The sequence below is a fragment of the Microbacterium sp. NPDC089698 genome (assembly GCF_044749045.1).
In the GTDB taxonomy this organism is placed as follows: Bacteria; Actinomycetota; Actinomycetes; order Actinomycetales; family Microbacteriaceae; genus Microbacterium.
Genome location: NZ_JBIVHE010000001.1, coordinates 1,425,924 through 1,450,257, shown reverse-complemented (window position 1 = coordinate 1,450,257; position 24,334 = coordinate 1,425,924). Strand labels below are relative to the sequence as shown.

The 24,334-nt window shown below is 70.8% G+C and carries 27 protein-coding genes; 20 read left to right on the top strand and 7 right to left on the bottom strand.

Annotation, left to right across the window (positions count from 1 at the left end; genetic code table 11):
• The first annotated feature begins 15 nt into the window (after positions 1–15).
• Positions 16–321: a GIY-YIG nuclease family protein gene (locus tag ACIPY5_RS06750; protein WP_400968235.1), complete on the top strand. Its 306-nt coding sequence runs from the start codon at positions 16–18 to the stop codon at positions 319–321.
• 124 nt (positions 322–445) lie between these two features.
• On the opposite strand, the gene paaK is transcribed toward ACIPY5_RS06750, so the two are convergent.
• Together paaK and paaI are read right to left on the bottom strand one after the other, a co-directional pair.
• Positions 446–1,747 (bottom strand): phenylacetate--CoA ligase PaaK, encoded by a 1,302-nt coding sequence (gene paaK / locus ACIPY5_RS06745; RefSeq protein ID WP_400968232.1) that lies wholly within the window; start codon positions 1,745–1,747, stop codon positions 446–448.
• Positions 1,744–2,166, bottom strand: coding sequence for a hydroxyphenylacetyl-CoA thioesterase PaaI (paaI, locus tag ACIPY5_RS06740; protein WP_292716867.1), 423 nt, complete (start codon positions 2,164–2,166; stop codon positions 1,744–1,746). Before paaI ends, paaK begins: the two co-directional genes overlap by 4 nt.
• Positions 2,167–2,296: 130 nt before the next feature.
• Here paaI and paaA point away from each other — a divergent pair, with 130 nt between their 5' ends.
• From paaA to ACIPY5_RS06685, 11 genes are all read left to right on the top strand, one after another.
• Positions 2,297–3,265, top strand: a complete 969-nt coding sequence (gene paaA / locus ACIPY5_RS06735; RefSeq protein ID WP_400968229.1) for a 1,2-phenylacetyl-CoA epoxidase subunit PaaA — start codon at positions 2,297–2,299, stop codon at positions 3,263–3,265.
• Positions 3,262–3,567 (top strand): 1,2-phenylacetyl-CoA epoxidase subunit PaaB, encoded by a 306-nt coding sequence (gene paaB, locus ACIPY5_RS06730; RefSeq protein WP_400968226.1) that lies wholly within the window; start codon positions 3,262–3,264, stop codon positions 3,565–3,567. The genes paaA and paaB overlap by 4 nt, the downstream gene beginning before the upstream one ends.
• Positions 3,564–4,406, top strand: a complete 843-nt coding sequence (paaC, locus tag ACIPY5_RS06725; RefSeq protein WP_400968224.1) for a 1,2-phenylacetyl-CoA epoxidase subunit PaaC — start codon at positions 3,564–3,566, stop codon at positions 4,404–4,406. Before paaB ends, paaC begins: the two co-directional genes overlap by 4 nt.
• A complete protein-coding gene (paaD, locus tag ACIPY5_RS06720; protein ID WP_400968221.1) occupies positions 4,403–4,897 on the top strand; it encodes a 1,2-phenylacetyl-CoA epoxidase subunit PaaD in 495 nt (164 codons plus the stop codon). Before paaC ends, paaD begins: the two co-directional genes overlap by 4 nt.
• Complete coding sequence (gene paaE, locus ACIPY5_RS06715; RefSeq protein ID WP_400968218.1) at positions 4,897–6,135, top strand: 1,2-phenylacetyl-CoA epoxidase subunit PaaE; 1,239 nt, start codon at positions 4,897–4,899, stop codon at positions 6,133–6,135. Before paaD ends, paaE begins: the two co-directional genes overlap by 1 nt.
• A gap of 82 nt (positions 6,136–6,217) precedes the next feature.
• The gene (locus ACIPY5_RS06710; protein ID WP_400968215.1) at positions 6,218–6,988 is read left to right on the top strand and encodes an enoyl-CoA hydratase/isomerase family protein; all 771 of its coding nucleotides are present in this window, start codon (positions 6,218–6,220) and stop codon (positions 6,986–6,988) included.
• A 209-nt stretch (positions 6,989–7,197) separates the two neighbouring features.
• Complete coding sequence (locus tag ACIPY5_RS06705) at positions 7,198–7,980, top strand: sulfite exporter TauE/SafE family protein (RefSeq protein WP_396652873.1); 783 nt, start codon at positions 7,198–7,200, stop codon at positions 7,978–7,980.
• 45 nt (positions 7,981–8,025) lie between these two features.
• Entirely contained in the window at positions 8,026–8,496 is a 471-nt protein-coding gene (locus ACIPY5_RS06700) for a MaoC family dehydratase N-terminal domain-containing protein (protein ID WP_400968212.1), read from the top strand.
• On the top strand, positions 8,493–8,894 hold the full coding sequence (locus ACIPY5_RS06695) for a MaoC/PaaZ C-terminal domain-containing protein (RefSeq protein ID WP_309339282.1): 402 nt from the start codon (positions 8,493–8,495) through the stop codon (positions 8,892–8,894). Before ACIPY5_RS06700 ends, ACIPY5_RS06695 begins: the two co-directional genes overlap by 4 nt.
• A 1-nt stretch (position 8,895) precedes the next feature.
• Positions 8,896–10,032 (top strand): UDP-N-acetylmuramate dehydrogenase, encoded by a 1,137-nt coding sequence (locus ACIPY5_RS06690; protein WP_400968208.1) that lies wholly within the window; start codon positions 8,896–8,898, stop codon positions 10,030–10,032.
• 49 nt (positions 10,033–10,081) lie between these two features.
• Entirely contained in the window at positions 10,082–10,480 is a 399-nt protein-coding gene (locus ACIPY5_RS06685) for a VOC family protein (protein ID WP_400968205.1), read from the top strand.
• A gap of 125 nt (positions 10,481–10,605) precedes the next feature.
• Here the strand turns inward: ACIPY5_RS06685 and ACIPY5_RS06680 are convergent, their stop codons facing one another.
• The 3 genes from ACIPY5_RS06680 to kynU all read right to left on the bottom strand — a co-directional run bounded on the left by ACIPY5_RS06680 (position 10,606) and on the right by kynU (position 13,721).
• On the bottom strand, positions 10,606–11,808 hold the full coding sequence (locus ACIPY5_RS06680; RefSeq protein ID WP_400968203.1) for a pyridoxal phosphate-dependent aminotransferase: 1,203 nt from the start codon (positions 11,806–11,808) through the stop codon (positions 10,606–10,608).
• Positions 11,809–11,950: 142 nt separating this feature from the next.
• Positions 11,951–12,400, bottom strand: coding sequence for a hypothetical protein (locus ACIPY5_RS06675; protein WP_400968200.1), 450 nt, complete (start codon positions 12,398–12,400; stop codon positions 11,951–11,953).
• A gap of 55 nt (positions 12,401–12,455) precedes the next feature.
• Positions 12,456–13,721 (bottom strand): kynureninase, encoded by a 1,266-nt coding sequence (gene kynU / locus ACIPY5_RS06670; protein WP_400968197.1) that lies wholly within the window; start codon positions 13,719–13,721, stop codon positions 12,456–12,458.
• A gap of 163 nt (positions 13,722–13,884) precedes the next feature.
• Between kynU and ACIPY5_RS06665 the strand changes: the two genes are divergently transcribed.
• The 8 genes from ACIPY5_RS06665 to ACIPY5_RS06630 all read left to right on the top strand — a co-directional run bounded on the left by ACIPY5_RS06665 (position 13,885) and on the right by ACIPY5_RS06630 (position 22,068).
• A complete protein-coding gene (locus tag ACIPY5_RS06665) occupies positions 13,885–14,355 on the top strand; it encodes an Lrp/AsnC family transcriptional regulator (RefSeq protein ID WP_400968194.1) in 471 nt (156 codons plus the stop codon).
• 17 nt (positions 14,356–14,372) lie between these two features.
• Positions 14,373–15,191: a PaaX family transcriptional regulator C-terminal domain-containing protein gene (locus ACIPY5_RS06660; RefSeq protein ID WP_400968191.1), complete on the top strand. Its 819-nt coding sequence runs from the start codon at positions 14,373–14,375 to the stop codon at positions 15,189–15,191.
• A 183-nt stretch (positions 15,192–15,374) separates the two neighbouring features.
• Positions 15,375–15,815 (top strand): cupin domain-containing protein, encoded by a 441-nt coding sequence (locus tag ACIPY5_RS06655; RefSeq protein WP_309339261.1) that lies wholly within the window; start codon positions 15,375–15,377, stop codon positions 15,813–15,815.
• Positions 15,812–16,678, top strand: coding sequence for an acyl-CoA thioesterase (locus tag ACIPY5_RS06650; protein WP_400968187.1), 867 nt, complete (start codon positions 15,812–15,814; stop codon positions 16,676–16,678). The genes ACIPY5_RS06655 and ACIPY5_RS06650 overlap by 4 nt, the downstream gene beginning before the upstream one ends.
• A gap of 29 nt (positions 16,679–16,707) precedes the next feature.
• Entirely contained in the window at positions 16,708–18,369 is a 1,662-nt protein-coding gene (locus tag ACIPY5_RS06645) for an AMP-binding protein (protein ID WP_400968184.1), read from the top strand.
• Position 18,370: 1 nt separating this feature from the next.
• Positions 18,371–20,770: a bifunctional salicylyl-CoA 5-hydroxylase/oxidoreductase gene (locus tag ACIPY5_RS06640; protein WP_400968181.1), complete on the top strand. Its 2,400-nt coding sequence runs from the start codon at positions 18,371–18,373 to the stop codon at positions 20,768–20,770.
• 48 nt (positions 20,771–20,818) lie between these two features.
• On the top strand, positions 20,819–21,241 hold the full coding sequence (locus ACIPY5_RS06635) for a RidA family protein (protein ID WP_309342825.1): 423 nt from the start codon (positions 20,819–20,821) through the stop codon (positions 21,239–21,241).
• Positions 21,241–22,068, top strand: coding sequence for a fumarylacetoacetate hydrolase family protein (locus tag ACIPY5_RS06630; RefSeq protein WP_400968177.1), 828 nt, complete (start codon positions 21,241–21,243; stop codon positions 22,066–22,068). The genes ACIPY5_RS06635 and ACIPY5_RS06630 overlap by 1 nt, the downstream gene beginning before the upstream one ends.
• A 43-nt stretch (positions 22,069–22,111) precedes the next feature.
• On the opposite strand, the gene rraA is transcribed toward ACIPY5_RS06630, so the two are convergent.
• The gene (gene rraA, locus ACIPY5_RS06625; RefSeq protein ID WP_400968174.1) at positions 22,112–22,576 is read right to left on the bottom strand and encodes a ribonuclease E activity regulator RraA; all 465 of its coding nucleotides are present in this window, start codon (positions 22,574–22,576) and stop codon (positions 22,112–22,114) included.
• Positions 22,577–22,724: 148 nt separating this feature from the next.
• The gene (locus ACIPY5_RS06620) at positions 22,725–24,320 is read right to left on the bottom strand and encodes an isocitrate lyase (protein ID WP_400968171.1); all 1,596 of its coding nucleotides are present in this window, start codon (positions 24,318–24,320) and stop codon (positions 22,725–22,727) included.
• Between the last annotated feature and the right edge of the window lie 14 nt (positions 24,321–24,334).

The following is a 24,334-nucleotide window of genomic DNA, read 5'->3' as shown; positions in this document are numbered from 1 at the left end:
GGCTATCTTCACGGCATGACCGGCTACGCGTACATCCTGAGGTGCAGCGACGGCACTTTCTACGCCGGCAGCACGAACGACCTGGAGCGCCGGCTGGAGCAGCACACCGCCGGTGAAGGCGCCGTGTACACCCGCAGGCGCCGGCCTGTGACGCTGGTGTGGCACGCCGAATTCGAGCGCGTCGACGAGGCCTTCGCCTGGGAGAAGCGGATCCAGGGGTGGAGTCACGCGAAGCGGGCAGCTTTCATCGAGGGCGGTCTGGACGCGATCCGAGGCTGGAGCGCGGCCTCGCGGCGCGCGTCCCGCCCCCGGGGTCGTTGAGCGAGGACGGCGGAGCCGACCGAGACGAAACGCGGCGCTCCCGCGAGGGCACCGCGTTTCGTCTCGCTCCGCTCGCTCGACGACCGCGGGAGGGGTTCGCTCGCTCAACGACCGGCTGGGACGGTCAGCGCAGGTCGTAGAGACGCTTGTACTTGCCCTCGCTGCGGGGGAGGGATCCCGGCTCCTCGACCTGCACGTCCACCGACGTCCCGATCGACGTCTTGATCCGCAGCTTCAGCACCTCGGCCGCGGCGACGGCGCTCGCCGCGTCGATGTCGGGGTGCCGCTCGATCCGCACCTTCAGCGCGTCGAGGTGGCCCTGCCGGGTGAGCTCCAGGACGAAGTGCGGGGTGAGCGTCTCGATGCCGAGCGCGATCTCCTCGATCTGCGTCGGGAACAGGTTCACGCCGCGCAGGATGATCATGTCGTCGTCGCGGCCGGTGATCTTCTCCATCCGCCGCATCGCCGGGTAGGCGGATCCGGGCAGCAGTCGGGTGAGGTCCCTGGTGCGGTAGCGGATCACCGGGAACGCCTGCTTCGTGAGCGAGGTGAACACGAGTTCGCCCGGCTCGCCGTCCGGCACCGGCTCGCCGGTGGCGGGGTCGATGATCTCGGGCAGGAAGTGGTCCTCCCAGATGTGCGGGCCGTCCTTCGTGGCCGCGGCCTCCATCGCCACACCGGGTCCCATGACCTCGCTGAGCCCGTAGATGTCGACGGCGTCGATGTTCAGGCGCTGCTCGATCTTGTGGCGCATCTCGTTGGTCCACGGCTCCGCGCCGAGGATACCCACCTTGAGCGAGGTGGATCGGGGATCGAGCCCGGCCTGCTCGAGCGCATCGGCGATCGTCAGGAGGTACGTCGGGGTGCACATGATCGCGTCGGGCTCGAAGTCGTGGATGAGCTGCACCTGCTTGGCGGTCTGCCCGCCCGACATCGGGATCACGGTCGCGCCGAGGCGCTCGATGCCGGCGTGCGCGCCCAGGCCGCCCGTGAACAGGCCGTAGCCGTAGGCGTTGTGCACCTTCCAGCCGGGCTGCACCCCGGCCGCGCGCAGCGAGCGCGCGATGAGATCGGCCCAGTTGTCGAGATCGGTCTGGGTGTAGCCCACCACGGTCGGGCGGCCGGTCGTGCCCGAGGACGCGTGGATGCGGCGCACATCGGCCATCGGCACGGCGAACATTCCGAAGGGGTAGTACTCGCGCAGGTCGTCCTTGGTCGTGAACGGCAGGCGTGCGACGTCGGCGAGGGTGCGGATGTCGTCCGGGTGGATCCCGGCCCGCTGGAACGCGATGCGGTAGAACGGCACGTTCTCGTACGCATGATGCACCGACCACTGCAGGCGCTCGAGCTGCAGGGCGCGCAGCTCGTCGGGGGTCAGTGCGGTGGCCGCGTCGTCGTGCGCGGCGCCGACGGCGGTGTCGGTCATGAGTTCTCCTCGGGGAACGGGCGGTTCGTGGTGATCGAGCGACCGCGGAACTCGGCGACGATGTCGCCCGTCTCGTCGGTCACGGTGATGTCGTAGAGGCCCGTACGACCGTTGCGCGCGCGGCGCGTACCCGCGGCCGTGAGCACCTGGCCCGCGCGCGTGGACTTCAGGAACGTGATGTCGGCGCCCGCGGCGACCGTGACCTTCTCGTCCTCGTTGCACACGATCGCGAAGGTCGTGTCGGCCAGGGCGAAGACCAGCCCGCCGTGCGTGATGTCGAAGCCGTTCAGCATGTCCTCGCGCACGGTCATCGAGACCACGGCGCGGCCCGGCTCGTCCACCTCCACGCGCATGCCGAGGGCGGAGGAGGCGCGATCGCGCCGCATCATCGGGCGCAGGTCGGCGACGGGGTCGGTCATCTGTTCTCCTTCGAACTGAGCGGCGCGGATCCGGGTGCGGTGCCGGTTCGCGAAGGTCGTCCTTCTGCGAACGATACGAGTGTGCCATAATTACTGTACGAACGGTAGGTAATTCACTCAGGAGTCGACGATGACTGTTCCCCCCGTGGCTTTGGCCGAGGATCCGGACGCCCAGGCGCTCTTCGACGAACTCGTCGAGAACGAGCAGCGCATCGAGCCGCGCGACTGGATGCCGGAGGCGTACCGCAAGACGCTCATCCGCCAGATCTCCCAGCACGCGCACTCCGAGATCATCGGGATGCAGCCGGAGGGCAACTGGATCACCCGCGCGCCGAGCCTCAAGCGCAAGGCGATCCTCATGGCGAAGGTGCAGGACGAGGCGGGGCACGGGCTCTACCTCTACTCGGCCGCGCAGACGCTCGGCATCACGCGCGACCAGATGATGCAGCAGCTCATCGACGGCAAGGCCAAGTACTCCTCGATCTTCAACTACCCGACGCCGACCTGGGCGGACATGGGTGCGATCGGGTGGCTCGTCGACGGCGCCGCGATCTGCAACCAGGTGCCGCTCTGCCGCGCCTCCTACGGTCCCTACGGGCGCGCGATGGTGCGCATCTGCAAGGAGGAGTCGTTCCATCAGCGTCAGGGGTTCGAGATCCTGCTGACGCTCATGCAGGGCTCCGAGGAGCAGCGCGCGATGGCGCAGGACGCCGTGAACCGCTGGTACTGGCCGGCGCTCGCGATGTTCGGCCCGCCGGATGACCAGTCCCCGAACTCGGCGCAGTCGATGCAGTGGAAGATCAAGCGCTTCTCCAACGACGACCTCCGCCAGCGGTTCGTGGGCATGCTCGTGCCGCAGGCCGAGATCCTCGGCGTGACCCTGCCGGATCCGGAGCTCCGCCTCGACGAGGAGACCGGACAGTACGCGATGGGCGAGATCGACTGGGACGAGTTCTTCGAGGTCGTGCGCGGCAACGGGCCGTGCAATGCCGAGCGGCTGCAGCGTCGTCGTGACGCGCACGCGGAGGGCGCCTGGGTGCGTGAGGCCGCCGCGGAGTACGCCCGCAAGCAGGCACTTCGGCAGGAGGTTGCGGCATGACCACCCCCGGAGCCTCCCTCGAGGAGACCTGGCCCATGTTCGAGGTGTTCGTCCGTGCGAATCGCGGCCTCAGCCACGTGCACGTCGGATCCCTGCACGCCCCCGACGCCGACATGGCGCTGCGCAACGCGCGCGACCTGTACACGCGGCGCAATGAGGGCACGTCGGTGTGGGTCGTCCCGGCCGACGCGATCACGACCAGCGACCCCGACGACAAGGGCGCGTTCTTCGAGAGCCCCGCCGGCAAGAACTACCGCCACGCCGTGTACTACACGGCCTCCGAGGGGGTGCCGCACCTGTGAGTGCCCACGACCTGGACGGTGCGATCGACCCGCACGGCGACGTCTCGGTCGACGAGCTCGCGCTCGCCGCGGAGCTCGCCGGATCCGGGGAGCGTGCGGCGTCCGCCGACATCGCGGAGTACGCGCTCTGGCTCGGCGACGACGCGCTGATCCTCTCGCAGCAGCTCGGCGCGTGGATCACCTACGCCCCCGAGCTCGAGGAGGACGTCGCGCTCGGTAACATCGCCCTCGACCTGCTCGGGCACGCGCGATCGTTCCTGCGCTATGCCGGATCCTGGGATGGGCGCAGCGAAGACGACCTCGCGTACTTCCGCGACGAGGCCGAGTTCCGCAGCTGCTGGCTCGTGGAGCAGCCCAATGGCGACTTCGCACAGACGATCGCGCGCCAGCTCCTCATGAGCACCTACATGCTCGAGCTCTACCGCGCGCTGCGGGGCAGCACCGACGCGACCATCGCCGCGATCGCCGAGAAGGCGGTCAAGGAGGTCGACTATCACCGCGACCACGCCGTGCAATGGGTGCTGCGCCTGGCCGGCGGCACCGAGGAGTCGCGCACCAGGATCATCCGCGCCTTCGCGGACGTCTGGCCCTACGCCGCTGAACTCTTCCGCGACGACCCGCTCATCGACCGCCTCGGCGACGCGGCGGTGCGGCCGTCCTCGCTGCGGGCGGGCTTCGACGCCGTGATCGACGCCGTGTTCGCCGAGGCGGAGCTGGATGCCCCCGTCGGATCGGCCTCGGCCGGTGGCGGACGGCACGGATCCCACGCGACCGGCCTCGGTCACCTGCTGTCCGAGATGCAGGTGCTCGCCCGCCGTCACCCGGGGGCGACGTGGTGACCGGGCTGCGCGAGCGCGCTTGGGCGGCGGCCGCCGCGGTCAAGGATCCGGAGGTCCCGGTGCTGACGATCGAGGATCTCGGAGTGCTGCGCGACGTCACGGTCGACGGCGACCGGATCCGCGTCGACATCACCCCGACGTACAGCGGCTGCCCCGCGATGGACGCGATCCGCGACGACGTCGAGCTCGCCCTCACCCGGGCGGGCTTCGGCGAGGTCGAGGTGCGCCTGGTGCTCTCGCCCGCGTGGACGACGGACTGGATGAGCGACGAGGGCAAGCGCAAGCTGACCGAGTACGGCATCGCCCCGCCCAGCGGACACGCGGCCCTCCGCCAGTCGCAGGGACCCGTGCGGATCTCGCTCGGCGTGCGCTGTCCGCGCTGCGGATCCCTGGACACCCGCGAGCTCTCCCGCTTCGGGTCCACATCGTGCAAGGCGCTCTACGAGTGCCGCGCGTGCCTCGAGCCCTTCGACCACTTCAAGGTGATCTGATGACGCATCCCCTCGGCGGCCAGAGACTCTGGCACCTCGACGCGCCGTCGCCCGCTGCGGAGGCGGCCGCGACCGCACAGGTCGCCGGCGCGCTCCTGAACAGCGTGGTCGGCGGGGCATCCGCGGCTCCGCGCCGGCGCACCCGGTTCCACACGCTCGACGTTCAGGACGTGCGACCGCTCACCGACGAGGCGATCGAGGTCACCTTCGCCGTGCCGGGGGAGCTCGCGGGGGAGTTCGAGTACCTCGCCGGGCAGCACGTCGCCCTGCGCGCCGAGCTCGACGGCCACGAGGTGCGGCGCTCGTACTCGCTCTGCCGACCGCCGGCGCGGGACGCTTCGACGGGGTCGGGGACCATCAGCGTCGCGATCAAGCGCGACCGCGGCGGGCGCTTCTCGACCTGGGCGCAGAGCGAGCTGCACCCGGGCGACAAGATCGACGTGATGAGCCCGCAGGGCACGTTCACCTCGGCGCTCGCCGCCCTCGACGACGCGCACGTCGTCGGCATCGCCGCGGGATCCGGCATCACGCCGCTCATGGCGCTCGCCGCCACGGTGCTCGCGCGCTCCGACTCCAGCCGGTTCACGCTCGTGTACACGAACCGCCGGGCGACCGATGTGATGTTCCTGGACGACCTCGCCGACCTCAAGGACCGCTACCCGGCGCGCTTCGCGGTGCACCACGTGCTCACCCGCGAGCAGCGTTCGGCTCCGCTGCTGTCGGGGCGCATCGACGAGGAGCGCCTGCGCGGCATCCTCGATGCGCTCGTGCTCCCCGCGACGGTCGACGAGTGGTTCCTGTGCGGGCCGTTCGATCTCGTGCAGCTGTGCCGGGACACCCTCGCCGACATCGGCGTCGAGTCGGCGCACGTGCGCTACGAGCTGTTCACGACGGGGGAGCCGGGACAGGAGCGGCCCGAGGCCGGGCGCCCGATCGAGGTGCGCGAGGACGAGCCCGTGCGCACGATCGAGTTCACCCTGGACGGCCAGTCCGGATCCGTGGACACCCCGGTGTCGGCGAACGAGTCGATCCTCAACGCCGCGCTCCGCGTGCGGCCCGACGTGCCGTTCGCGTGCGCGGGCGGCGTGTGCGGCACCTGCCGGGCGCGCCTCGTCGACGGATCCGTCACGATGACGGAGAACTACGCGCTCGAGCAGGACGAGCTCGATCGCGGATACGTGCTCACCTGTCAGTCCCACCCCACGACGGACCGCGTCGTCGTCGACTACGACGTCTGAGCGCCGCCGCCCTTCGAGAGGCTCAGGGACCACGTCAGCTAGCTCAGGGACCAAGGACAAACTCAGGGACCAAGGAGGAACCATGATCGACCTCGCGATCGACGGCGCCGTCGCGCACATCACGCTGAACAACCCCGACAAGCTCAACGCGCTCGACGAGCAGGCCGTGCGCGACCTCGGAGACGCCTACGCCGAGGCGGAGCGCGCCGGGGTGCGCTCGCTCGTACTGACCGGCGAGGGCAGGGCGTTCTGCGCCGGGCGCGACATCTCGGGCGTCGATCCGCGCGACGACGACGTGATGGGCTACCTCGACGGGATCGTCACGCCGGTGCTGCAGCGCATGTCCTCGTTCCCTGCGCCGACCTTCGCGGCCGCGCAGGGCGCCTGCCTCGGTGTCGGCCTCGGCCTGCTCATCGCGACGGACGTGGTCTACGTCGCCGACACCGCGAAGATCGGATCCCCGTTCGCCGCGCTCGGCGCGACGCTGGACTCGGGCGGGCACGCTCTCTTCGTGGAGCGGCTCGGCGCGCACCGCACACTCGACCTCATCTACTCCGGTCGACTGATGAGCGGATCCGAAGCGGTCGCGGCGGGGCTCTTCTCCCAGGCGATGCTCCCCGAGATGGTGCACGAGGCCACGCTCGCGGCGGCCGCCCGCGCGGCGCACGGCGCGACTGCCGCATTCGTCGCGAGCAAGCGCCTCGTCGCCGCCCTGCGCGACGAGCGCCTGGGGCTGTGGGCGTCGATGCGCCAGGAGAACGCGGCCCAGGCCGCCCTCTGCGACACGGACGACTACCGCGAAGGTTTCGCGGCCTTCCAGGAGAAGCGCCCGCCGCTGTTCGAAGGGCACTGATGTTCGCAGGGCCGTGACGATCTGCACAGCCTGCGACGATCTGCACACGCCGGGCGAGGGATCCGTGTGCAGATCGTCGCGCCGTGTGCAGATCGTCGCGAGGCGGAGCGGAGCTGATGGACGGCTCGCCGGCCCGACTACGCTGGAAGGTGCTGCTCCGCCGGGAACGGCGGACAGGAGTGAACGTGGGCGAGGGTGCCGTCGAGCGGATGCGGGGGCCGCGCGCCTACGCGTCCTTCATCGGGATCGGGCTCGCCGCGGGCCTCCTCTCGGGCCTCTTCGGCGTCGGCGGCGGCACGGTCATCGTCCCGCTGCTGGTCCTGCTGCTCGCCTTCGACCAGCGACTCGGTGCGGGCACCTCGCTCGCCGCGATCGTGCCGACCGCACTCGTGGGCGTCGTCTCGTACGCGGTCCATGACTCGGTGGCGTGGATCCCGGCGCTGATCCTCGCGGTCGGATCCGTCGTCGGCGCGCAGATCGGCACCCGCCTGCTGCCGCGGATCTCGCAGACCGCGCTGCGCTGGTGCTTCGTCGGCTTCCTGGTCGTCGTGATCGTGAGCCTGTTCCTGGTCATCCCGTCCCGGGGCGCCGTGCTCGAGCTGACCTGGGTGACGGGGCCGCTGCTGCTCGTCCTGGGCCTGTTCACGGGCGTGCTCGCGGGTCTCATCGGAGTCGGCGGCGGGATCGTGGTCGTGCCGGCGCTCATGCTGGCGTTCGGAACGAGCGACCTCGTCGCCAAGGGCACCTCGCTGCTCATGATGATCCCCACCGCGATCTCGGGCACGATCGGCAACCTGCGCAATCACAACGTGGATCTGGTCGCCGCGGCGTTCGTCGGCCTTTCCGCCTGCACGACCACGGCCCTCGGCGCGTGGCTCGCGACGCTCATCAATCCGCTCGTGGGCAACATCCTGTTCGCGGTGTACCTGGCCTTCATCGCGGTGCAGATGGCGCTGAAGGCGATCCGCGGACGGAAGCCCCGCAGCGCCTGAGCGCCCGCTCGGCACGCGATCGGCGGCGCTCGATAGGATCGAGGGGTGCCCGTGAATCCTGAACTGGTCGGCCGGGAGTTCCCGCCGACGGCCCCGTACCTCGTCGGACGCGAGAAGGTGCGCGAGTTCGCGCGTGCCGTTTTCGCCGACGCCCCGCAGCACACCGATGTCGCGGCGGCCCAGGCGCTCGGCTTCGCCGACGTCGTCGCCCCGCCCACCTTCGCGATGGTCATCCAGGACCTCACGCTGCAGCAGCTGCTGGGCCTCGAGGACTCCGGGATCGTGCTGTCCCGCACGATCCACGCCGAGCAGCGCTTCGCCTACACGCGCCCCATCGTGGCCGGTGACGAGCTCACCGCACAGCTGACCGTCACCGGGATCCGTGCGATGGGTCCCGCCGCGATGATCACGAGCGATGCCGAGATCCGCGACGCCGCCGGCGCGCACGTCGTGACGGCCACGGCGGTGCTGCTCGTGAGCGATGCCCCTGCCGAGAACGAGGAGGCCGCCGCGTGAACGTCGGAGACATCATCGCCGAGCGCACCGTGCACCTCACGCGCGAGTCGCTCGTGCGCTACGCCGGGGCGTCCGGCGACTTCAACCCGATCCACTACCGCGACGACGTCGCCGCCGAGGTGGGCCTGCCCGGCGTGCTCGCGCACGGCATGCTCACGATGGGCGTCGCCTCGTCGGTCGCGATCGCGGCCCTTCCCGGCACCGCGCGGATCCTCGACTACGGCGTGCGCTTCGCCCGTCCGGTCGTGGTGGACCCGCAGGCCGGCGCCGACGTCGCGATCACGGCCAAGGTCGGCGCGATGGACGAGACCGCGGTGCGGATCGACCTCGTGGTCAAGCACGCCGACACCACCGTGCTCGTCAAGGCGCAGCTGCGCGTCGCGGCGGACTCGCTCTGACATGGCGGAGATCGACTCGATCCGCCTCGCCGAGCTGACCACGCTGCAGACCGGCGCCGCGCCCGCGCGCATGATCGACGCGGCGACCGAGGACGAGCTCGTCTCCGCCCTCCGCGGGGTGTGGGCCAGCGGCGACGAGTGGTTCGTGCTGGGCGGAGGGTCGAACCTCTTCGCGGGGGATGCGCCGTTCGACGGCACCGTGATCCGGATCCGCACGAGCGGCATCGAGGAGCTCCCGTCCCCGCACGCCGGCCGGATCCGGCTGCGCGCGCAGGCCGGGCACGACTGGGATGCGCTCGTCGCCTACGCGGTCGAGCGCGGGTACGCCGGCATCGAGGCGATGTCGGGGATCCCGGGCACCGTCGGCGCCGCCCCCGTGCAGAACATCGGCGCCTACGGGCAGGAGATCCAGGAGACCCTCGTCGAGGTGGAGCTGCTCGACGAGCACTCCGGCGAGGTCGTCGTCACGCCGGCGTCCGAGCTCGGCCTCGGCTTCCGCACATCGGTGCTCAAGCACCACTACGGCTCGGTGGCGGAGCGCCGCGCTGTGATCCTGTCCGTCACTCTCGATCTCGCCGCGACCGGAGATGCGGGTCGGGTCGTGCGCGGCGAGCAGCTGCGCCGCGCCCTGCAGCTCACCGGCGACGACCCGGTGCCCCTCGCCTGGGTGCGCGAGCGGATCCTGGCCACCCGCGCCGCGAAGGGCATGCTGTTCGACCCGGCGGATCCCGATACGCACGGCGCCGGATCGTTCTTCCAGAACGCGATCGTCTCCGAAGCGGTGGCGCGAACGCTGCCCTCCGAGTGCCCGCGCTGGCCGGTGACGCCCGACCTCGACACGGTCACGGTGATCCCGCTCGATGCGTACTACGGACTGGCGCCCAAGCCAGAGACGCCCCCGAGTGACGTGAAGGTGAGCGCCGCCTGGCTCATCGAGCACGCCGGCATCGGCAAGGGCTTCAAGCTGCCGCGTTCGCGCGCCGGCGTCTCCACGAAGCACGCCCTCGCGCTCACGAATCGCGGCGGCGCGACGGCGGGGGAGATCGCCGAGCTCGCCCGGTTCATCCAGAGCCGGGTGCACTCCGAGTTCGGCCTGCTGCTGCAGCCGGAGCCGGTGCTCGTCGACGTCGAGCTCTGAGCCGTCCTGCTGCTCGGCTGAGGCCGGTTCCGGGGCGTACGCTCGCAGCATGACCGGACTCGTGCCCTACCTCCTGTTCCCCGGGACCGCCGCCGATGCGCTGCCGTTCTACCAGGCGATCTTCGGCGGCGAGGTGTCGATGCACACCTACGCCGAGTTCGGAAGGGCGGACGGCCCGGGCGACGCGATCGCGCACGGCATGCTCGTCCGCGGCCCGGTCGAGCTCGCCGCCGCGGACGCCGCGCCGGACGAGGATGCCGTGCACATGAACGGCATGTTCTTCTCGCTCCTCGGCACGGCGGATCCGGAGGCTCTCACGCGCTGGTTCGCGCAGCTCGGCGACGGCGGCCGCGTGCTCGACCCGCTGCAGGAGCGACCGTGGGGTGCGCACGACGGCACCCTCGTGGACCGCTTCGGCGTGCGCTGGCTCATCGGCTACGAGGACTGAGGCGCGCCGCTCCCCGGCCGGATACGTCGACGCCCCCTCTGGCGGCCGACGCCCCCTCTGAATTGCGGAATTCAGGAGGGGCGTGGACAGCCTGAGGGGGCGTCGACGTAGATGGAGCGCGGGCGTCAGGAGGCGAACAGGCGCTGCAGGCGCTGCACGCCCTCGAGCAGCTGGTCGTCGCCGAGTGCGTAGGACATGCGGATGTATCCGGACGGGCCGAACGCCTCTCCGGGGACCACGGCGACCTCGGCCTGGTCGAGGATGAGGTCGGCGAGCTCGAGCGAGGTGGTGGGGGTCACGCCACCCCAGGTGCGGCCGAGCAGGCCCTGCACGTCGGGGTAGACGTAGAACGCGCCGGTCGGGTTCGGCACCACGAGGCCGTCGATCTTGGACAGCTCCGAGACGATCAGCTTGCGGCGGCGGTCGAACGCCTCGCGGAACTGCTCGGCCTCGGTCTGCGGGCCGTTGAGGGCTGCGATCGCGGCGCGCTGGGCGACGTTGTTCACGTTGCTCGTGAGGTGCGACTGCAGGTTGCCGGCGATCTTGATCGCGTCGGCGGGGCCGACCATCCAGCCCACGCGCCAGCCGGTCATCGCATACGTCTTGGCGACGCCGTTGACGAGGATGGTCTGGCCGGCGACCTCGGGGAGCGCCTCGACGACGGAGGTCGCCTTCACGCCCTCATAGGTGAGGTTCTGGTAGATCTCGTCGGAGATGATCCAGATCCCGTGCTCGAGCGCCCAGGCGGCGATCGCGGCGGTCTCCTCGGGGGAGTAGACGGATCCGGTCGGGTTGGACGGCGAGACGAACACGAGCACCGTGGTGCGCACGGTGCGCGCGGCCTCGAGCTGGTCGACCGTCACCTTGTACTCCTGGTCGGCGCCGGCGAAGACCTCGACCGGAACGCCGTCGGCGAGACGGATCGCCTCAGGGTACGTGGTCCAGTACGGCGCCGGGAGGAGCACCTCGTCGCCCGGGTTCACCACGGCCTGGAACGCCTGGTAGACGGACTGCTTGCCGCCGTTCGTGACGATGACCTGGCTCGGCGAGACCTCGAGGCCGGAGTCGCGCAGCGTCTTCGCGGCGATCGCCTCGCGCAGCTCGGGCAGGCCGGCTGCGGGGGTGTAGCGGTAGTTCGCCGGGTTCGCCAGAGCCTCGGCGGCCGCATCCACGATGAACTGCGGCGTGGCGAAGTCGGGCTCGCCCGCGGCGTACGAGACGACGGGCTTGCCCTCGGCCTTGAGGGCTTTGGCCTTGGCATCCACCTTCAGCGTGGCGGACTCGGCGATGGCGGAGAGTTTGCGGGAGAGAGGCGCGCGTTCGGTCACGCCACCAGCGTACTCGCGCGCCTGAGGCGCGAAATGGCCATGACGTACAAAGCACGGGCGCCGTTCTCCGTCGTGGCGAACAGGCGCGGACGCGCGGATCCGGCACCGGATCCTGCCGGGTGCGAGGGGATCCGGTGCCCGCTCAGGTCAGGAAGGACGGCGGGACCGCGCAGTAGTCGGCGAGCCGTCGCGTCGGCGCCTCCGGATCCGTCACGTCGACCAGCGCGGTCGCCGCGGTGTGCGGAACCTCGTCGCCGTCGATGAGCCAGAGGGAGAAGTGCCACAGTCCGCGGGTGCGCTCCGCGAGCAGGGCGGTCGTGCCGGGCACGATCACCACGGCGTCGCCGCCCGCGTCGCGGAACGGGGCCACGATCTCCGTGCGCAGGCGCGCTTCGTCGCGGTCGTCCTGCGGGGCGACCGACACCGCGACGCCGCGGGCGCGCAGAGTGTCGGCGAGGGCGTCCGCGAACGCCGCCGAACGGGCCGCCACGGGGCTCGCGACCGCGAGCAGCCGCGCGCCGCGCGGATAGTCGCGCAGGAACTCGTCGACGAGGTCTTCGAGGAGGGCGCGCGCAGCGGTCGAGGCGGTCATGCCCCCAGCGTAGGCGGCCCCGCCGGCAGGGCGGCGCTCTCCGGCAGGCCCGGGCTCAGGTGACCGCGTCGCGCTCCTGGAACTCGGGCGCCCGCCACAGCTCCTCGTCCAGCACACGGCGCAGGGTCTCCACCGCGTCCCAGATGTCGGCGTGGCCGAGATACATCGGGGTCACTCCGAAGCGCAGCACCTCGGGCTCGCGGTAATCGCCGATCACGCCGTTCGCGATGAGCGCCTTCATGACCGCGTAGCCCTCGGGGTGCCGGAACGAGACGTGACTGCCGCGCCGCGCATCCTCTCGCGGCGTGATCAGGGTGAGCGGGTGGTGCGCGAGGCGCGTCTCCACGAGACGGATGAAGAGCGTCGTCAGCGCGAGCGACTTGCGGCGCAGCGCCTCCTGGTCGACCTCGAGGTGCATGTCGAGGCCGACCTCCATGGTCGCCATCGACAGGATCGGCTGGGTGCCCACGAGGAAGCGCCGCCCGCCCGGCGCCGGAGCGTAGGAGTCGGTCATCGCGAACGGGCGGTCGTGCCCCCACCAGCCGGTCAGCGGCGTCTCGACACGGTCGAGGTGGCGCTCTGCCACCCAGAAGAAGGCCGGGGAGCCAGGGCCGCCGTTGAGGTACTTGTACGTGCAGCCGACCGCGAAGTCGGCGCCCGCGTCGGCGACCGCCACGGGCACGGCGCCGACCGAGTGGCAGAGGTCCCAGACGGCCAGGGCGCCCGCGGCGTGGATCCGTCCCGTCGCCTCGGCCATGTCCCAGAGGTGCCCGGTGCGGTAGTTCACCTGGGTCAGCAGCACGACGGCGACGTCCTCGTCGAGCGCGGCGTCGAGGTCTTCCGGAGCGTCGATCAACCGCAGCGCATAGCCGCGGTCGAGCAGCGCCATCAGACCCTCCACGATGTAGAGGTCGGTGGGGAAGTTCTCGCGCTCCGACACGATGACCCGGCGCGCCGGTGCATCCTGCTGCTGCAGCCGGATCGCGGCCGAGACGGCCTTGAAGACGTTGATCGAGGTGGTGTCGGTCGCGACGCACTCGCCCGCACCGCCGCCGATGAGCCGGCCGATCTTCTCGCCGATCCGCAGGGGCAGGGCGAACCAGTGGTTCTTGTTCCAGCTGCCGATGAGATCCGCGCCCCACTCCCGGCTCACGACGTCGGCCGCGCGGGCGACGGCATCGCGAGGGAGCGCCCCGAGCGAGTTGCCATCGAGGTAGACGATGCCCTCGGGGAGGGCGAAACGCGCGCGGAGCCCGGCGAGCGGATCGTTCCGATCGGCTGCCTCGCAGTGCTCGCGGGTGATCGGCGCGGCGTCCGTCATCGTGAATCCTCCTCGGTCGGGGATCCGGCTCGGGCGGCCGGGATCCGGAACTCAGCTTCCATGATGACGAATCGTCGATACTGCGCCTAGGATTCCGACAGATATCCGAGAATCGAGATGATCTGCGGTGGATCACCGGATCGGTGTTCCCTGAGGAGGCACAATGGCGGACGGGATCCGGCTCACCCCGACGGATCGGAGGATCCTCGACGAGCTGACCCGGGACGGGCGGCTGTCGAACAAGGAGCTCGCCGCCCGTGTCGGCCTTCCCCGCTCGACCTGCCACGGGCGGGTGCGCGCGCTCGAGGAGGCCGGGGTGATCCGCGGATATCACGCCGAACTCGACCCTGTCGCGGCCGGCGCGGGCGTCGAGGCGCTCATCATGGTCGCGGTCAAGGAGGACGCACGGGATCAGGTGCCCGCCATCACCGCTCGGCTGCGCACGATCCCGGGTGTGCAGCGCGTCTACCTGATCGGCGGCGTGCACGATCTCGTGATCCACGTCGCCTGCGAGAGCGTTCCGGGACTCAGGGACTTCCTGCGCACGCACCTCGGATCCGTCCCCGCCCTCGGTCAGACCCAGACCCAGATCATCTTCGAGCAGCATCCGGGCGTCGCGGTCATCCCGTCGTGAGTCAGTAGGCTCCTCGCATGAGCGAGAGCGCCGCGACGGCCGATTCCACCGCGCGGCTGCAGCACCTGATCATCACCGTCTTCGGCCGCTACGTGCGCGCCCACGGGGGAGTGATCCAGGTCTCCGACCTGATCCGGATGCTGGCGGCTCTCGGGGCCGATGCACCGGGAGTGCGCTCGGCCGTCTCGCGGCTCAAGCGCCGCGGGGTGCTGGTCAGCGTGCGCTCCGGCGGCGCGGCGGCGTACCGGCTCGCCGACTCCCTCGAGGGCGTGTTCTCGGCGGGCGACCACCGCATCTTCGAGGAGCGGCGCGCCGAGCCCTCGGATCCGTGGCTGCTCGCCTCCTTCAGCGTTCCCGAGCGGGAGCGCCCGCTGCGCCACCAGTTGCGCAAGCTCCTGCAGCGGCTCGGCTTCGGTCAGATCAGCGGCGGTCTGTGGATCGCCCCCGGCCTGATCGCGGACGAGACGCGCACCGCGCTGCGCCGCGCGGAGCTCGACCGCTACGTCGAGCTCTTCCTCGGCGACCGGGTGTCGCGGGACGATCCCGCGGAGGCGGTCGGACGCTGGTGGGATCTGCCGGCCCTCGAACCGCTGTACCGCGGCTTCGTCGACGGCTTCGGCCCGCTCGTGAGCCGGGAGCTGAGCGATCGCGAGGCCTTCGCCGCGCACGTCGGCGCGATCACGCAGTGGCGGCGCCTGACATATCTGGATCCCGGGATCCCGCTGCAGTACCTGCCGGACGGGTGGGTCGGGGTCGAGGCGGAGCGGCTGTTCTCGGCATTGCACCGACGGCTCGAACCCGCCGCCGAGCGCTTCGTCTCGACCGTCCTGAGCTGATCGCCCCGGGGGGATCCCTGGTCGCACCGCATGGTGCGGTCAGGGATCTTCGTCGTGTTCGACAGTTTTGGATATATTGCACTTGTGTGACGATGATCACGCATGTGACACTTCCAGGACGAGGCGGCCGACCTCGCCGCGCCGCGGGCGGCCGCGCGCACCGGACAGAGCAGAGGAGCTCCGATGACCGAGAACGAACTGCGCTGGGACCGCGTCCCGCAGGTCACCCGCAGCGGTGAGGAGGACACCCAGACGATGTCCTCCGGCGGATGCATCCGCGTCTCCGGCGTCGGGCCGCAGCACACCGAGGCCACCAGGATCTGGTTCGGCATGGTGTCCAACGAGCCCGGCTACCGCTCGCTGCCGCACCACCACGGCGAGGCGGAGACCGGCGGCTACGTGCTGCGGGGCAGGGGGCGCATCTACTTCGGCGAGGACTACTCCGAGTTCCTCGACATGACCGAGGGCGACTGGGTCTTCGTGCCGCCGTTCATGCCGCACGTCGAGGCGAACATGTCCACCACGGAGGAGCTCGTGTGGCTGACGACGCGGACGCCGGACAACATCGTCATCAACCTCGACGAGGTCGACGACGCCGCGCTCGAGGGCTTCCGCCGCGCATGAGCACCTCCGCCGCGTTCCTCCGGGCGATCGCGCTCACCGAGTGCGCGCCGGAGCACGCCGATCGCGCGTTCGCGGCACAGCCGCAGCCGGTCCCGTGGCCGAAGGCCTACGGGGGTGACACCGTCGCGCAGAGCGTCGCGGCGGCGATCCGCACGGTCGGCGACGACCGCGTGCTGCACTCGGTGCACTCGACGTTCCTGCGGGGCGTCGACATCGCGGAGCCGGTGCGGTACGAGGTGGAGCTCCTCCGCGACGGACGCGGCTTCTCCACGAGGCACGTCCGCGGCCACCAGCACGGCAGGCTCGCGTTCCTCGCGACCGCCTCCTTCCACGTGCCGGAGGAGTTCCCCGCGCACGGGCCGGAGATGCCGGAGATCCCGGATCCGGAGACCCTGCGGTCCAGCGCCGAGGCGCTCGCCGGGCACGAGGGCGCCGACGTCGACTACTGGTCGCACGACCGCAGCTTCGACATGCGGCACGTCCCCGGGCCCGTGTACGTGCGGATCGAGGGCGCGCGGGTGCCGCATCAGGCGGTCTGGGTGCGCGCGTTCGAGGTTCTCGACGACGACCCCGCCACACACCAGCTCGCGATCGCGTACGTGTGCGACTACACCATCCTCGAGCCGGTGCTGCGGGTGCTCGGCCTGCCCTGGCGGGACGAGGGCCTCGTGACCGCGAGCCTCGACCACGCGATGTGGTTCCACGCGCCGGCCCGCGCCGACGAGTGGCTCCTGTACGCGCAGGAGTCGGCCGGCATCTCCGACGGGCGCGGCCTCGGCCTCGGCCGCTTCTTCGACCGCGCCGGCCGCCTCATCGCGACCGTCGCCCAGGAGGGCATGATCCGTCCCGGTCGCGCCCTCTGACCACACCTCGAATCTCGAAGGGACCAGCAATGGAGCTTTCCCGCTCAGCCCACGTCGACACCTTCGCCCGTGACGCCCTGCCGCCGTTCGAGCTCTGGCCGACGCTGGAGTTCACGATCCCCGATGTGCAGTACCCGGAGCGGCTGAACGCCGCGGCCGAGCTCATCGACCGCGCGGTCGAGGCGTTCGGCCCCGACCGCGACGCCGTGGTCCTCGGCGACGGCACGCGATGGAGCTACGGGGAGCTGCAGCGCCGTGCGAACCAGGTCGCACAGGTGCTCACCGAGGATCTGGGCATCGTGCCGGGCAACCGCGTCGCCCTGAGGCTGCTCAACGGGCCCTGGGCCGTGGCCTGCTGGCTCGGTGCACTCAAGGCCGGCGCGGTCGTGGTCACGACCATGGTCGCCTGGAAGGAGAGCGAGGTGCGCAACGTCTTCGAGCGGGTGCGCCCCTCGGCCGCGATCGTCGACCACCGCGACCTCGGCGTCGTCGAGGGCGCCCTTCGCGAGCTGCTGCCAGAGCGCGGCCTCCTGGTGTTCGGCGGCGACGGGGACCGCCTGATGCGCGCCTGCGACGACAAGGACGGCCGGTTCGCGGCGGTCGACACGGCCGCCGACGACGTGGCGCTGCTCGGCGCGACCAGCGGCACGACGGGTGCGCCGAAGATCACGATGCACTTCCACCGCGACATCCTCGCCAACGCCGACACCTTCGCGAAGCACGTGCTGCACCTGACGCCGGACGACGTCAGTGCGACCACCGCTCCGCTCGCGTTCACGTTCGGCCTCGGCGGCGCCGTGGTGTTCCCGCTGCGCACGGGCGGCGCCGCGGTGATCCTGGAGCGGGCCACGCCGATCGAGCTCGCGCGGCTCATCGAACCGCTCGGGATCACGGTGCTGTACACGGCCCCGACCGGCTACCGCGCGATCCTCAAGGAGGGCCTCGCCGGCGCTCTCCGCCGGCTGCGGGTCGGCGTCTCGGCGGGGGAGCACCTCTCCCGGGAGACGTTCGAGGCTGTCGCCGAGGCGACCGGGGTGCGGCTCGTGAACGGCATCGGATCCACCGAGATGCTGCACGTCTTCATCTCGGCGTCGGGCGACGACATCCGACCCGGATCCACCGGGCGGGCCGTGCCCGGCTACCGCGCGGCGATCCTCGACGACGACGGCCGGATCCTCGGTCCGGGGGAGCCGGGGCGGCTCGGCGTCATCGGTCCCACGGGCTGCCGCTACCTGGACGACCCGCGGCAGACCGCGTACGTGCACGACGGATGGAACATCACCGGCGACACGTTCGTGCAGGACGAGGACGGCTACTTCACCTTCTACGCCCGCAGCGACTCGATGATCGTCACGGCGGGGTACAACGTCGGGGCCCCGGAGGTCGAGGAGGCGATCGCCGCCCACCCCGACGTGCTCGAGGTCGCGGTCGTCGGCCGTCCCGACCCGGATCGCGGCACGATCGTCAACGCCTACGTCGTCCCCCGCGCTCACGTCGACGTCTCGGAGGAGCTCACCGCCTCGATCCTCGCGCTCGTGAAGTCGCGGCTCGCGCTCTACAAGTGCCCTCGCCGCATCGACTATCTCGCCGAGCTGCCCCGCAATCCCAGCGGCAAGGTGCAGCACTTCATCCTGCGCGACAGGGCCGCCGCCGAGGCCGCCCTCGCCGCGCCCGTCTCCCAGGGGGTCTGACATGCGCATCGCCGTGATCGGAGGGGGCCCCGGAGGACTCTACTTCTCCGCCCTCATGAAGCAGCTCGATCCCTCGCACAAGGTCACGATCTGGGAGCGCAACGCCCCCGACGACACCTTCGGGTTCGGCGTCGTGTTCAGCGACGAGACCCTGGGCGGGATCGAGAACGCGGATCCGGTCATCGCCGCCCGGATGGGCGAGCAGTTCGCTCGCTGGACCGACATCGACGTGCTCTTCGGTGGTAACACGCACACGGTCGGCGGGCAGGGCTTCGCCGCGATGGGGCGCAAGGAGCTCCTCCAGCTCCTGCAGCGGCGCTGCCTCGAGCTCGGCGCCGAGATCCGCTTCCGCACCGAGGCGCCGGACGCCGCCGCGCTCATGGCGGAGTACGACCTCGTGCTGGCCGCGGACGGCGTGAACTCGCGCGTGCGCGGGCAGTTCGCCGAGGCCTTCGTACCCGACCTGGACCGCCGCGTGTCGAAGTACATGTGGCTCGGCACGGATCGCGTGTTCGAGGCGTTCACGTTCGCGGTGCTGCACACCCCGCACGGCATCATGCAGCTGCACGGGTATCCGTACTCCGACCAGGGCTCGACGTTCCTCATCGAGATGCACGAGGATGTGTGGCGCGCCGCCGGCTTCGACGCGACCGAGCACGAGGTCTTCCCGCCCGGGGTGAGCGACGACTTCTCGGTGACCAAGGTCCGCGGGTTCTTCGCCGACGTGCTCGACGGCCACGAGGTGCTCACGAACAACTCCAAGTGGCTGAACTTCACCACCGTGCGCAACGAGCACTGGCACCACGAGAACCTCGTGATCCTCGGCGACGCCGCACACACCGCGCACTTCTCGATCGGCTCCGGCACGAAGCTCGCCATGGAGGACGCGCTCGCGCTCGCCGCATGCCTGCACGAGCAGGACCGGCTCGGGGACGCGCTGGACGCCTATGAGTCCGAGCGTCGCCCGGTCGTCGCCTCCACCCAGCGCGCCGCGCAGGCCTCGCTCGAGTGGTTCGAGCGGATCGGCCAGTACGCGGATCAGGATCCGCTGCAGTTCTCCTTCAACCTTCTCACCCGCAGCCGGCGCATCACGCTGGACAACCTCGCCCTGCGGGATCCGGCTTTCGCCGCCGACGTCGTGCGTGGTGCGGGCTTCGCGGGCCGGACCGAGGACGAGCCGGCCATGTTCCGCCCGCACCGGATCGGCGCGCTCGCGCTGAAGAACCGCGTCGTCGTGTCGCCTATGGACATGTACTCCTCGGTCGAGGGTGTGCCCGGCGACTTCCACCTCGTGCACCTCGGATCCAAGGCCACGGGCGGCGCGGGTCTCGTCATGACGGAGATGGTCTGCGTCTCGGCCGAGGGGCGGATCACGCCGGGCTGCGGCGGCCTCTACACCGACGAGCAGCGCGACGCGTGGGGCCGGATCGTGGACTACGTGCACGACCAGTCGACCGCGAAGATCGGCGTGCAGCTCGGCCACTCCGGCCGCAAGGGTTCCACCAGGCTCATGTGGGAGGGGATCGACGATCCGCTGCCCGAGGGCAACTGGGCGACCCTCGCGCCGTCCGCGCTGCCCTACGGCCCGGCGAACGCAGCGCCGCGGGAGATCGATCGTGCCGGCATGGACCGGGTGCGCGAGGAGTTCGTCGCCGCGACCCGGCGCGCGGCCGAGGCGGGGTTCGACCTCGCCGAGCTGCACGCCGCCCACGGCTACCTCATCTCGTCGTTCCTGTCGCCGGTCTCCAACCGGCGCACGGACGAGTACGGCGGTGGCCTGGAGAACCGCCTGCGCTACCCGCTCGAGGTGTTCGATGCGATGCGCACCGCGTGGCCGGCCGAACGTCCGCTCACCGTGCGCCTCTCGGCCGTGGACTGGTGCGAGGACGGCAATGAGCTCGAGGACGCGATCGAGATCGCCCGGGCGTTCATCGCGCACGGGGCGGACGCGATCGACGTGTCCTCCGGGCAGATCGCCAAGGAGGAGAAGCCGCAGTTCGGTCGCAGCTACCAGACGCCGTTCGCCGACGCGATCCGCAACCGGGTCGCCGCCGAGGCCGGGGTGAGCGTGATCGCGGTGGGCGCGGTGTCCAGCCACGACGACGTGAACTCGATCCTGCTCGCCGGCCGCGCCGACCTCGTCGCGCTCGGCCGCACGCACCTCTGGGATCCGCAGTGGACGCTGCACGCGGCCGCGGACCAGGGCTACCGCGGGGAGGGCGCGGACTGGGTGGCGCCGTTCCGCGCCGGGTCGCGCAAGCCGCCGACCGCTCGCACCGACGCCGTGCGACCGCGGCTCTCGCTCGTCCGGGACGAGGGCGCGGGGGAGAGCGCGCCGGAGCACCGCCGGTGGGTCCCGCAGCGCGAGGCCGTCGAAGCCCTCGCGCCGGTCGGACCCTGAGCCCTGGGCCAGACCCTCATAACGCATCCACACAGGAGGACAAGAATCATGACCCGCCAGATCATCAACCCTGAGACCCTCATCGCGCCGAGCGGCTTCGCGCACGGGGTGCGCGCCGGCGAGTTCGTCTACCTCGGCGGGCAGACCGCGATGGACCGCACCGGCGCGATCGTGCCCGGGGGGATCGTCGAGCAGTTCGTGCAGGCGTTCTCGAACCTGCTCGTCACGCTCGAGGCGGCCGGCGGCACGCCCACGGATCTCGTGGACGTCACGATCTACCTCACCGACGTCGACGACTACCAGGCCCACGGCCGGGAGATCGGCCGCCGCTGGCGCGAGATGGCGGGCACCGAGTATCCGGCGATGGCGGGGATCGGCGTCACGCGGCTGTGGCAGAAGGAGGCCATGATCGAGATCCAGGGCGTCGCGCACCTCGGCGGCGCCGTGGTCGCCGACGAGGACCGGGACTGATGCGGCTCGCGACCGTCCGCGTCGACGGCGGCACCCGTGCCGCGGCCGGCGACGCCGACGGCTGGGTGCTGCTCGACGAGGCCGATGCGCAGGATCTCGTCGCCGGCGAGGGCTGGCGCGCGCGGGCCGAGGCCGCGCTCCGGGAGCGGACCCGGCAGGACCTGGCCGAAGACGCCTTCGGCGTGCCGATGCCGCGACCCGCGAAGGTGTTCTGCTGCGGCCTCAACTACCGCGACCACATCCTCGAGACCGGCCGCGCCGTGCCGGAGCACCCGACGCTGTTCGCCAAGTTCGCCGACACGCTCACGGGACCGGCGGACGAGATCCGGGTGCACGACACCGTGAAGCTGGACTGGGAGGCGGAGCTGGCCGTCGTCGTCGGATCCGAGGTGCACCGCGCGGACCGTGACACGGCGGCGGCCGCGATCCTCGGCTACACGGTCGCGAACGACATCTCGATGCGGGACTGGCAGCAGCGCACCCTGCAGTGGCTGCAGGGCAAGGCATTCGACGCCACCACGCCGATCGGCCCGTTCGTGGTCACCGCGGAGGAGCTGGATCCGAAGGCCGGACTCCGCATCACCTGCGCCGTGAACGGAGAGCCGGTGCAGGACGGGAACACCCGCGAACTGGTCTTCGACGCCGCCGATCTCGTCTCCTACGTCTCGCAGATCACCCGGCTCCGGCCCGGCGACCTCATCCTCACGGGCACCCCGGGCGGGGTCGCGCTCGGGATGGCGGATCCGCGCTGGCTGCAGGACGGGGATGTCGTCACGACCGCGATCGAGGGGATCGGCGAGCTCCGCAACCGGATCCGGTCGGCCTAGATCCGAGCACGGTGCGGACCCCGGCCGGCTCTGCGTGGCCGCGTCAGCGCTCGACGAGCACGCCGTCCTCGTCCGCGTAGAGCACCGCGCCGGGGCAGAACTCCACGTCGCCGAAGCGCAGCATCACGTCGACCTGGCCGGTCCCGGCCTTCGCGCTCTTGCGCGGGTTCGTGCCGAGGGCCTTGACGCCCAGCGGCAGCCGGCCGATCGCCGTGCTGTCGCGGATCGCGCCGTGGATGACGACGCCGGCCCAGCCGTTCGCGACGGCGCTCGCCGCGATCAGGTCGCCCATGAGCGCGGTGCCGAGGGATCCGGATCCGTCGATCACGAGCACGGCTCCGTCACCCGGCGTGGCGAGGAGGTCCTTCACGAGCTGGTTGTCCTGGAAGCAGCGCACCGTGCGGATCGGGCCCTCGAAGGCGAGGCGCCCGCCGAAGTCGCGCAGCTGCAGCGCGAGGGACTGCAGGGCGTCGCCGTGCTCGTCGTAGAGGTCTGCGGTGGAGGTCATGCGGTGGATCCTTTCATGCTTCTCCGGGACGGTTGAGCGAGGACGGAGCGCCCTTCGTCTCGTCGCTGCGCTCCTCGTTCAGGGACCGGGTGGGCCGGTCCCTGAGCGAGCGCAGCGAGACGAAGGGCGCTCGGCGACCTCTGGGGCGTCAGCTGAACTGGTTCATCGTGTTGTGCTGACCGCCCGCCTTGAGGGCCGCATCGCCGGCGAAGTACTCCTTGTGGTTGTCGCCGAGGTCGGATCCGGCCATGTTCTGGTGCTTGACCGTGGCGATCCCGCCGCGGATCTCCCGGCGCTGCACGCCCTTGACGTAGGCGAGCATGCCCTCGTCTCCGAAGTAGCCCTTCGCGAGGTCATCGGTCGACAGAGCGGCCGTGTGGTAGGTCGGCAGGGTGATCAGGTGGTGGAAGATCCCGGCGCGCGCGGATCCGTCGCGCTGGAACGTGCGGATCTTCTCATCGGCGAGGCGCGCGAGCTCGGTGTCGTCGTACTCGACGCTCATGAGCGCGCCGCGGTCGTAGCCGGAGACGTCCTCGCCCTGTGCGGCCAGGAGGTCGTAGACCTGCTGGCGGAAGTTCAGCGTCCAGTTGAACGACGGGCTGTTGTTGTAGACGAGCTTCGCATTCGGGATCTCCGCGCGGATCGCGTCGACCATGCCCGCGATCTGCTCGACGTGCGGCTTCTCGGTCTCGATCCACAGCAGGTCCGCGCCGTTGCGCAGCGACGTGATGCAGTCGAGGACCACGCGCTCCTCGCCGGTCCCCGGACGGAACTGGTACAGGTTGCTCGCGAGGCGGCGGGGCCGCAGCAGCCGGCCGTCGCGTTTGATGACCACGTCGCCGTTGCCGAGGTCGGCCTCGGAGATCTCCTCGACGTCGAGGAACGCGTTGTACCGGTCGCCCAGGTCGCCCGGCTCCTGCGAGACGGCGAGCTTCTGGGTGAGCCCCGCGCCCAGCGAGTCGGTGCGGGCGACGATGATCCCGTTGTCGATCCCGAGTTCCAGGAACGCGTAGCGGACCGCGTTGATCTTCGCGAGGAAGTCCTCGTGCGGCACGGTGACCTTGCCGTCCTGGTGGCCGCACTGCTTCTCATCCGAGACCTGGTTCTCGATCTGGATCGCGCACGCACCCGCCTCGATCATCTTCTTGGCGAGGAGATAGGTCGCCTCGGGGTTGCCGAAGCCGGCGTCGATGTCGGCGATGATCGGGACGACGTGGGTCTCGTAGTCGTCGATCTGGGACTGGATGAACTCGGCCGCGGTCTCGTCTCCGGCCGCGCGCGCGGCGTCGAGCTGGGTGAAGAGCAGGTCGAGCTCGCGCGCGTCCGCCTGGCGGAGGAACGTGTACAGCTCCTCGATGAGCGCGGGCACCGCCGTCTTCTCGTGCATCGACTGGTCGGGGAGGGGGCCGAACTCGGAGCGGAGCGCGGCGACCATCCAGCCGGAGAGGTACAGGTAGCGCTTGTTCGTCGACTTCAGGTGCTTCTTGATCGAGATGAGCTTCTGCTGCCCGATGAAGCCGTGCCAGACGCCGAGCGACTGGGTGTACAGCGAGGAGTCGGCGTCGTACTCCTCCATGTCGCGGCGCATGATGTCGGCCGTGTACTGCGCGATCTCGAGTCCGGTGCGGAAGCGGTTCTGCGCCCGCATGCGCGCGGCGGACTCGGGGTCGATGGCGTTCCACGGGGATCCGGCCGCCGCCTTCAGCGCCTGGATGGCGTCGATGTCGTCCTGGTAGCGAGTCATGGTGATGTCCTTCG

What these genes read in the sequence shown, in the direction of transcription:
- ACIPY5_RS06750 (WP_400968235.1), top strand. Translation starts at nt 16, where the DNA reads ATGACCGGCTACGCGTACATCCTGAGGTGCAGCGACGGCACTTTCTAC.
- paaK (WP_400968232.1), bottom strand. Translation starts at nt 1,747, where the DNA reads ATGACCGACACCGCCGTCGGCGCCGCGCACGACGACGCGGCCACCGCA.
- paaI (WP_292716867.1), bottom strand. Translation starts at nt 2,166, where the DNA reads ATGACCGACCCCGTCGCCGACCTGCGCCCGATGATGCGGCGCGATCGC.
- paaA (WP_400968229.1), top strand. Translation starts at nt 2,297, where the DNA reads ATGACTGTTCCCCCCGTGGCTTTGGCCGAGGATCCGGACGCCCAGGCG.
- paaB (WP_400968226.1), top strand. Translation starts at nt 3,262, where the DNA reads ATGACCACCCCCGGAGCCTCCCTCGAGGAGACCTGGCCCATGTTCGAG.
- paaE (WP_400968218.1), top strand. Translation starts at nt 4,897, where the DNA reads ATGACGCATCCCCTCGGCGGCCAGAGACTCTGGCACCTCGACGCGCCG.
- ACIPY5_RS06710 (WP_400968215.1), top strand. Translation starts at nt 6,218, where the DNA reads ATGATCGACCTCGCGATCGACGGCGCCGTCGCGCACATCACGCTGAAC.
- ACIPY5_RS06705 (WP_396652873.1), top strand. Translation starts at nt 7,198, where the DNA reads ATGCGGGGGCCGCGCGCCTACGCGTCCTTCATCGGGATCGGGCTCGCC.
- ACIPY5_RS06690 (WP_400968208.1), top strand. Translation starts at nt 8,896, where the DNA reads ATGGCGGAGATCGACTCGATCCGCCTCGCCGAGCTGACCACGCTGCAG.
- ACIPY5_RS06685 (WP_400968205.1), top strand. Translation starts at nt 10,082, where the DNA reads ATGACCGGACTCGTGCCCTACCTCCTGTTCCCCGGGACCGCCGCCGAT.
- ACIPY5_RS06675 (WP_400968200.1), bottom strand. Translation starts at nt 12,400, where the DNA reads ATGACCGCCTCGACCGCTGCGCGCGCCCTCCTCGAAGACCTCGTCGAC.
- kynU (WP_400968197.1), bottom strand. Translation starts at nt 13,721, where the DNA reads ATGACGGACGCCGCGCCGATCACCCGCGAGCACTGCGAGGCAGCCGAT.
- ACIPY5_RS06665 (WP_400968194.1), top strand. Translation starts at nt 13,885, where the DNA reads ATGGCGGACGGGATCCGGCTCACCCCGACGGATCGGAGGATCCTCGAC.
- ACIPY5_RS06660 (WP_400968191.1), top strand. Translation starts at nt 14,373, where the DNA reads ATGAGCGAGAGCGCCGCGACGGCCGATTCCACCGCGCGGCTGCAGCAC.
- ACIPY5_RS06655 (WP_309339261.1), top strand. Translation starts at nt 15,375, where the DNA reads ATGACCGAGAACGAACTGCGCTGGGACCGCGTCCCGCAGGTCACCCGC.
- ACIPY5_RS06650 (WP_400968187.1), top strand. Translation starts at nt 15,812, where the DNA reads ATGAGCACCTCCGCCGCGTTCCTCCGGGCGATCGCGCTCACCGAGTGC.
- ACIPY5_RS06645 (WP_400968184.1), top strand. Translation starts at nt 16,708, where the DNA reads ATGGAGCTTTCCCGCTCAGCCCACGTCGACACCTTCGCCCGTGACGCC.
- ACIPY5_RS06640 (WP_400968181.1), top strand. Translation starts at nt 18,371, where the DNA reads ATGCGCATCGCCGTGATCGGAGGGGGCCCCGGAGGACTCTACTTCTCC.
- ACIPY5_RS06635 (WP_309342825.1), top strand. Translation starts at nt 20,819, where the DNA reads ATGACCCGCCAGATCATCAACCCTGAGACCCTCATCGCGCCGAGCGGC.
- ACIPY5_RS06630 (WP_400968177.1), top strand. Translation starts at nt 21,241, where the DNA reads ATGCGGCTCGCGACCGTCCGCGTCGACGGCGGCACCCGTGCCGCGGCC.
- rraA (WP_400968174.1), bottom strand. Translation starts at nt 22,576, where the DNA reads ATGACCTCCACCGCAGACCTCTACGACGAGCACGGCGACGCCCTGCAG.
- ACIPY5_RS06620 (WP_400968171.1), bottom strand. Translation starts at nt 24,320, where the DNA reads ATGACTCGCTACCAGGACGACATCGACGCCATCCAGGCGCTGAAGGCG.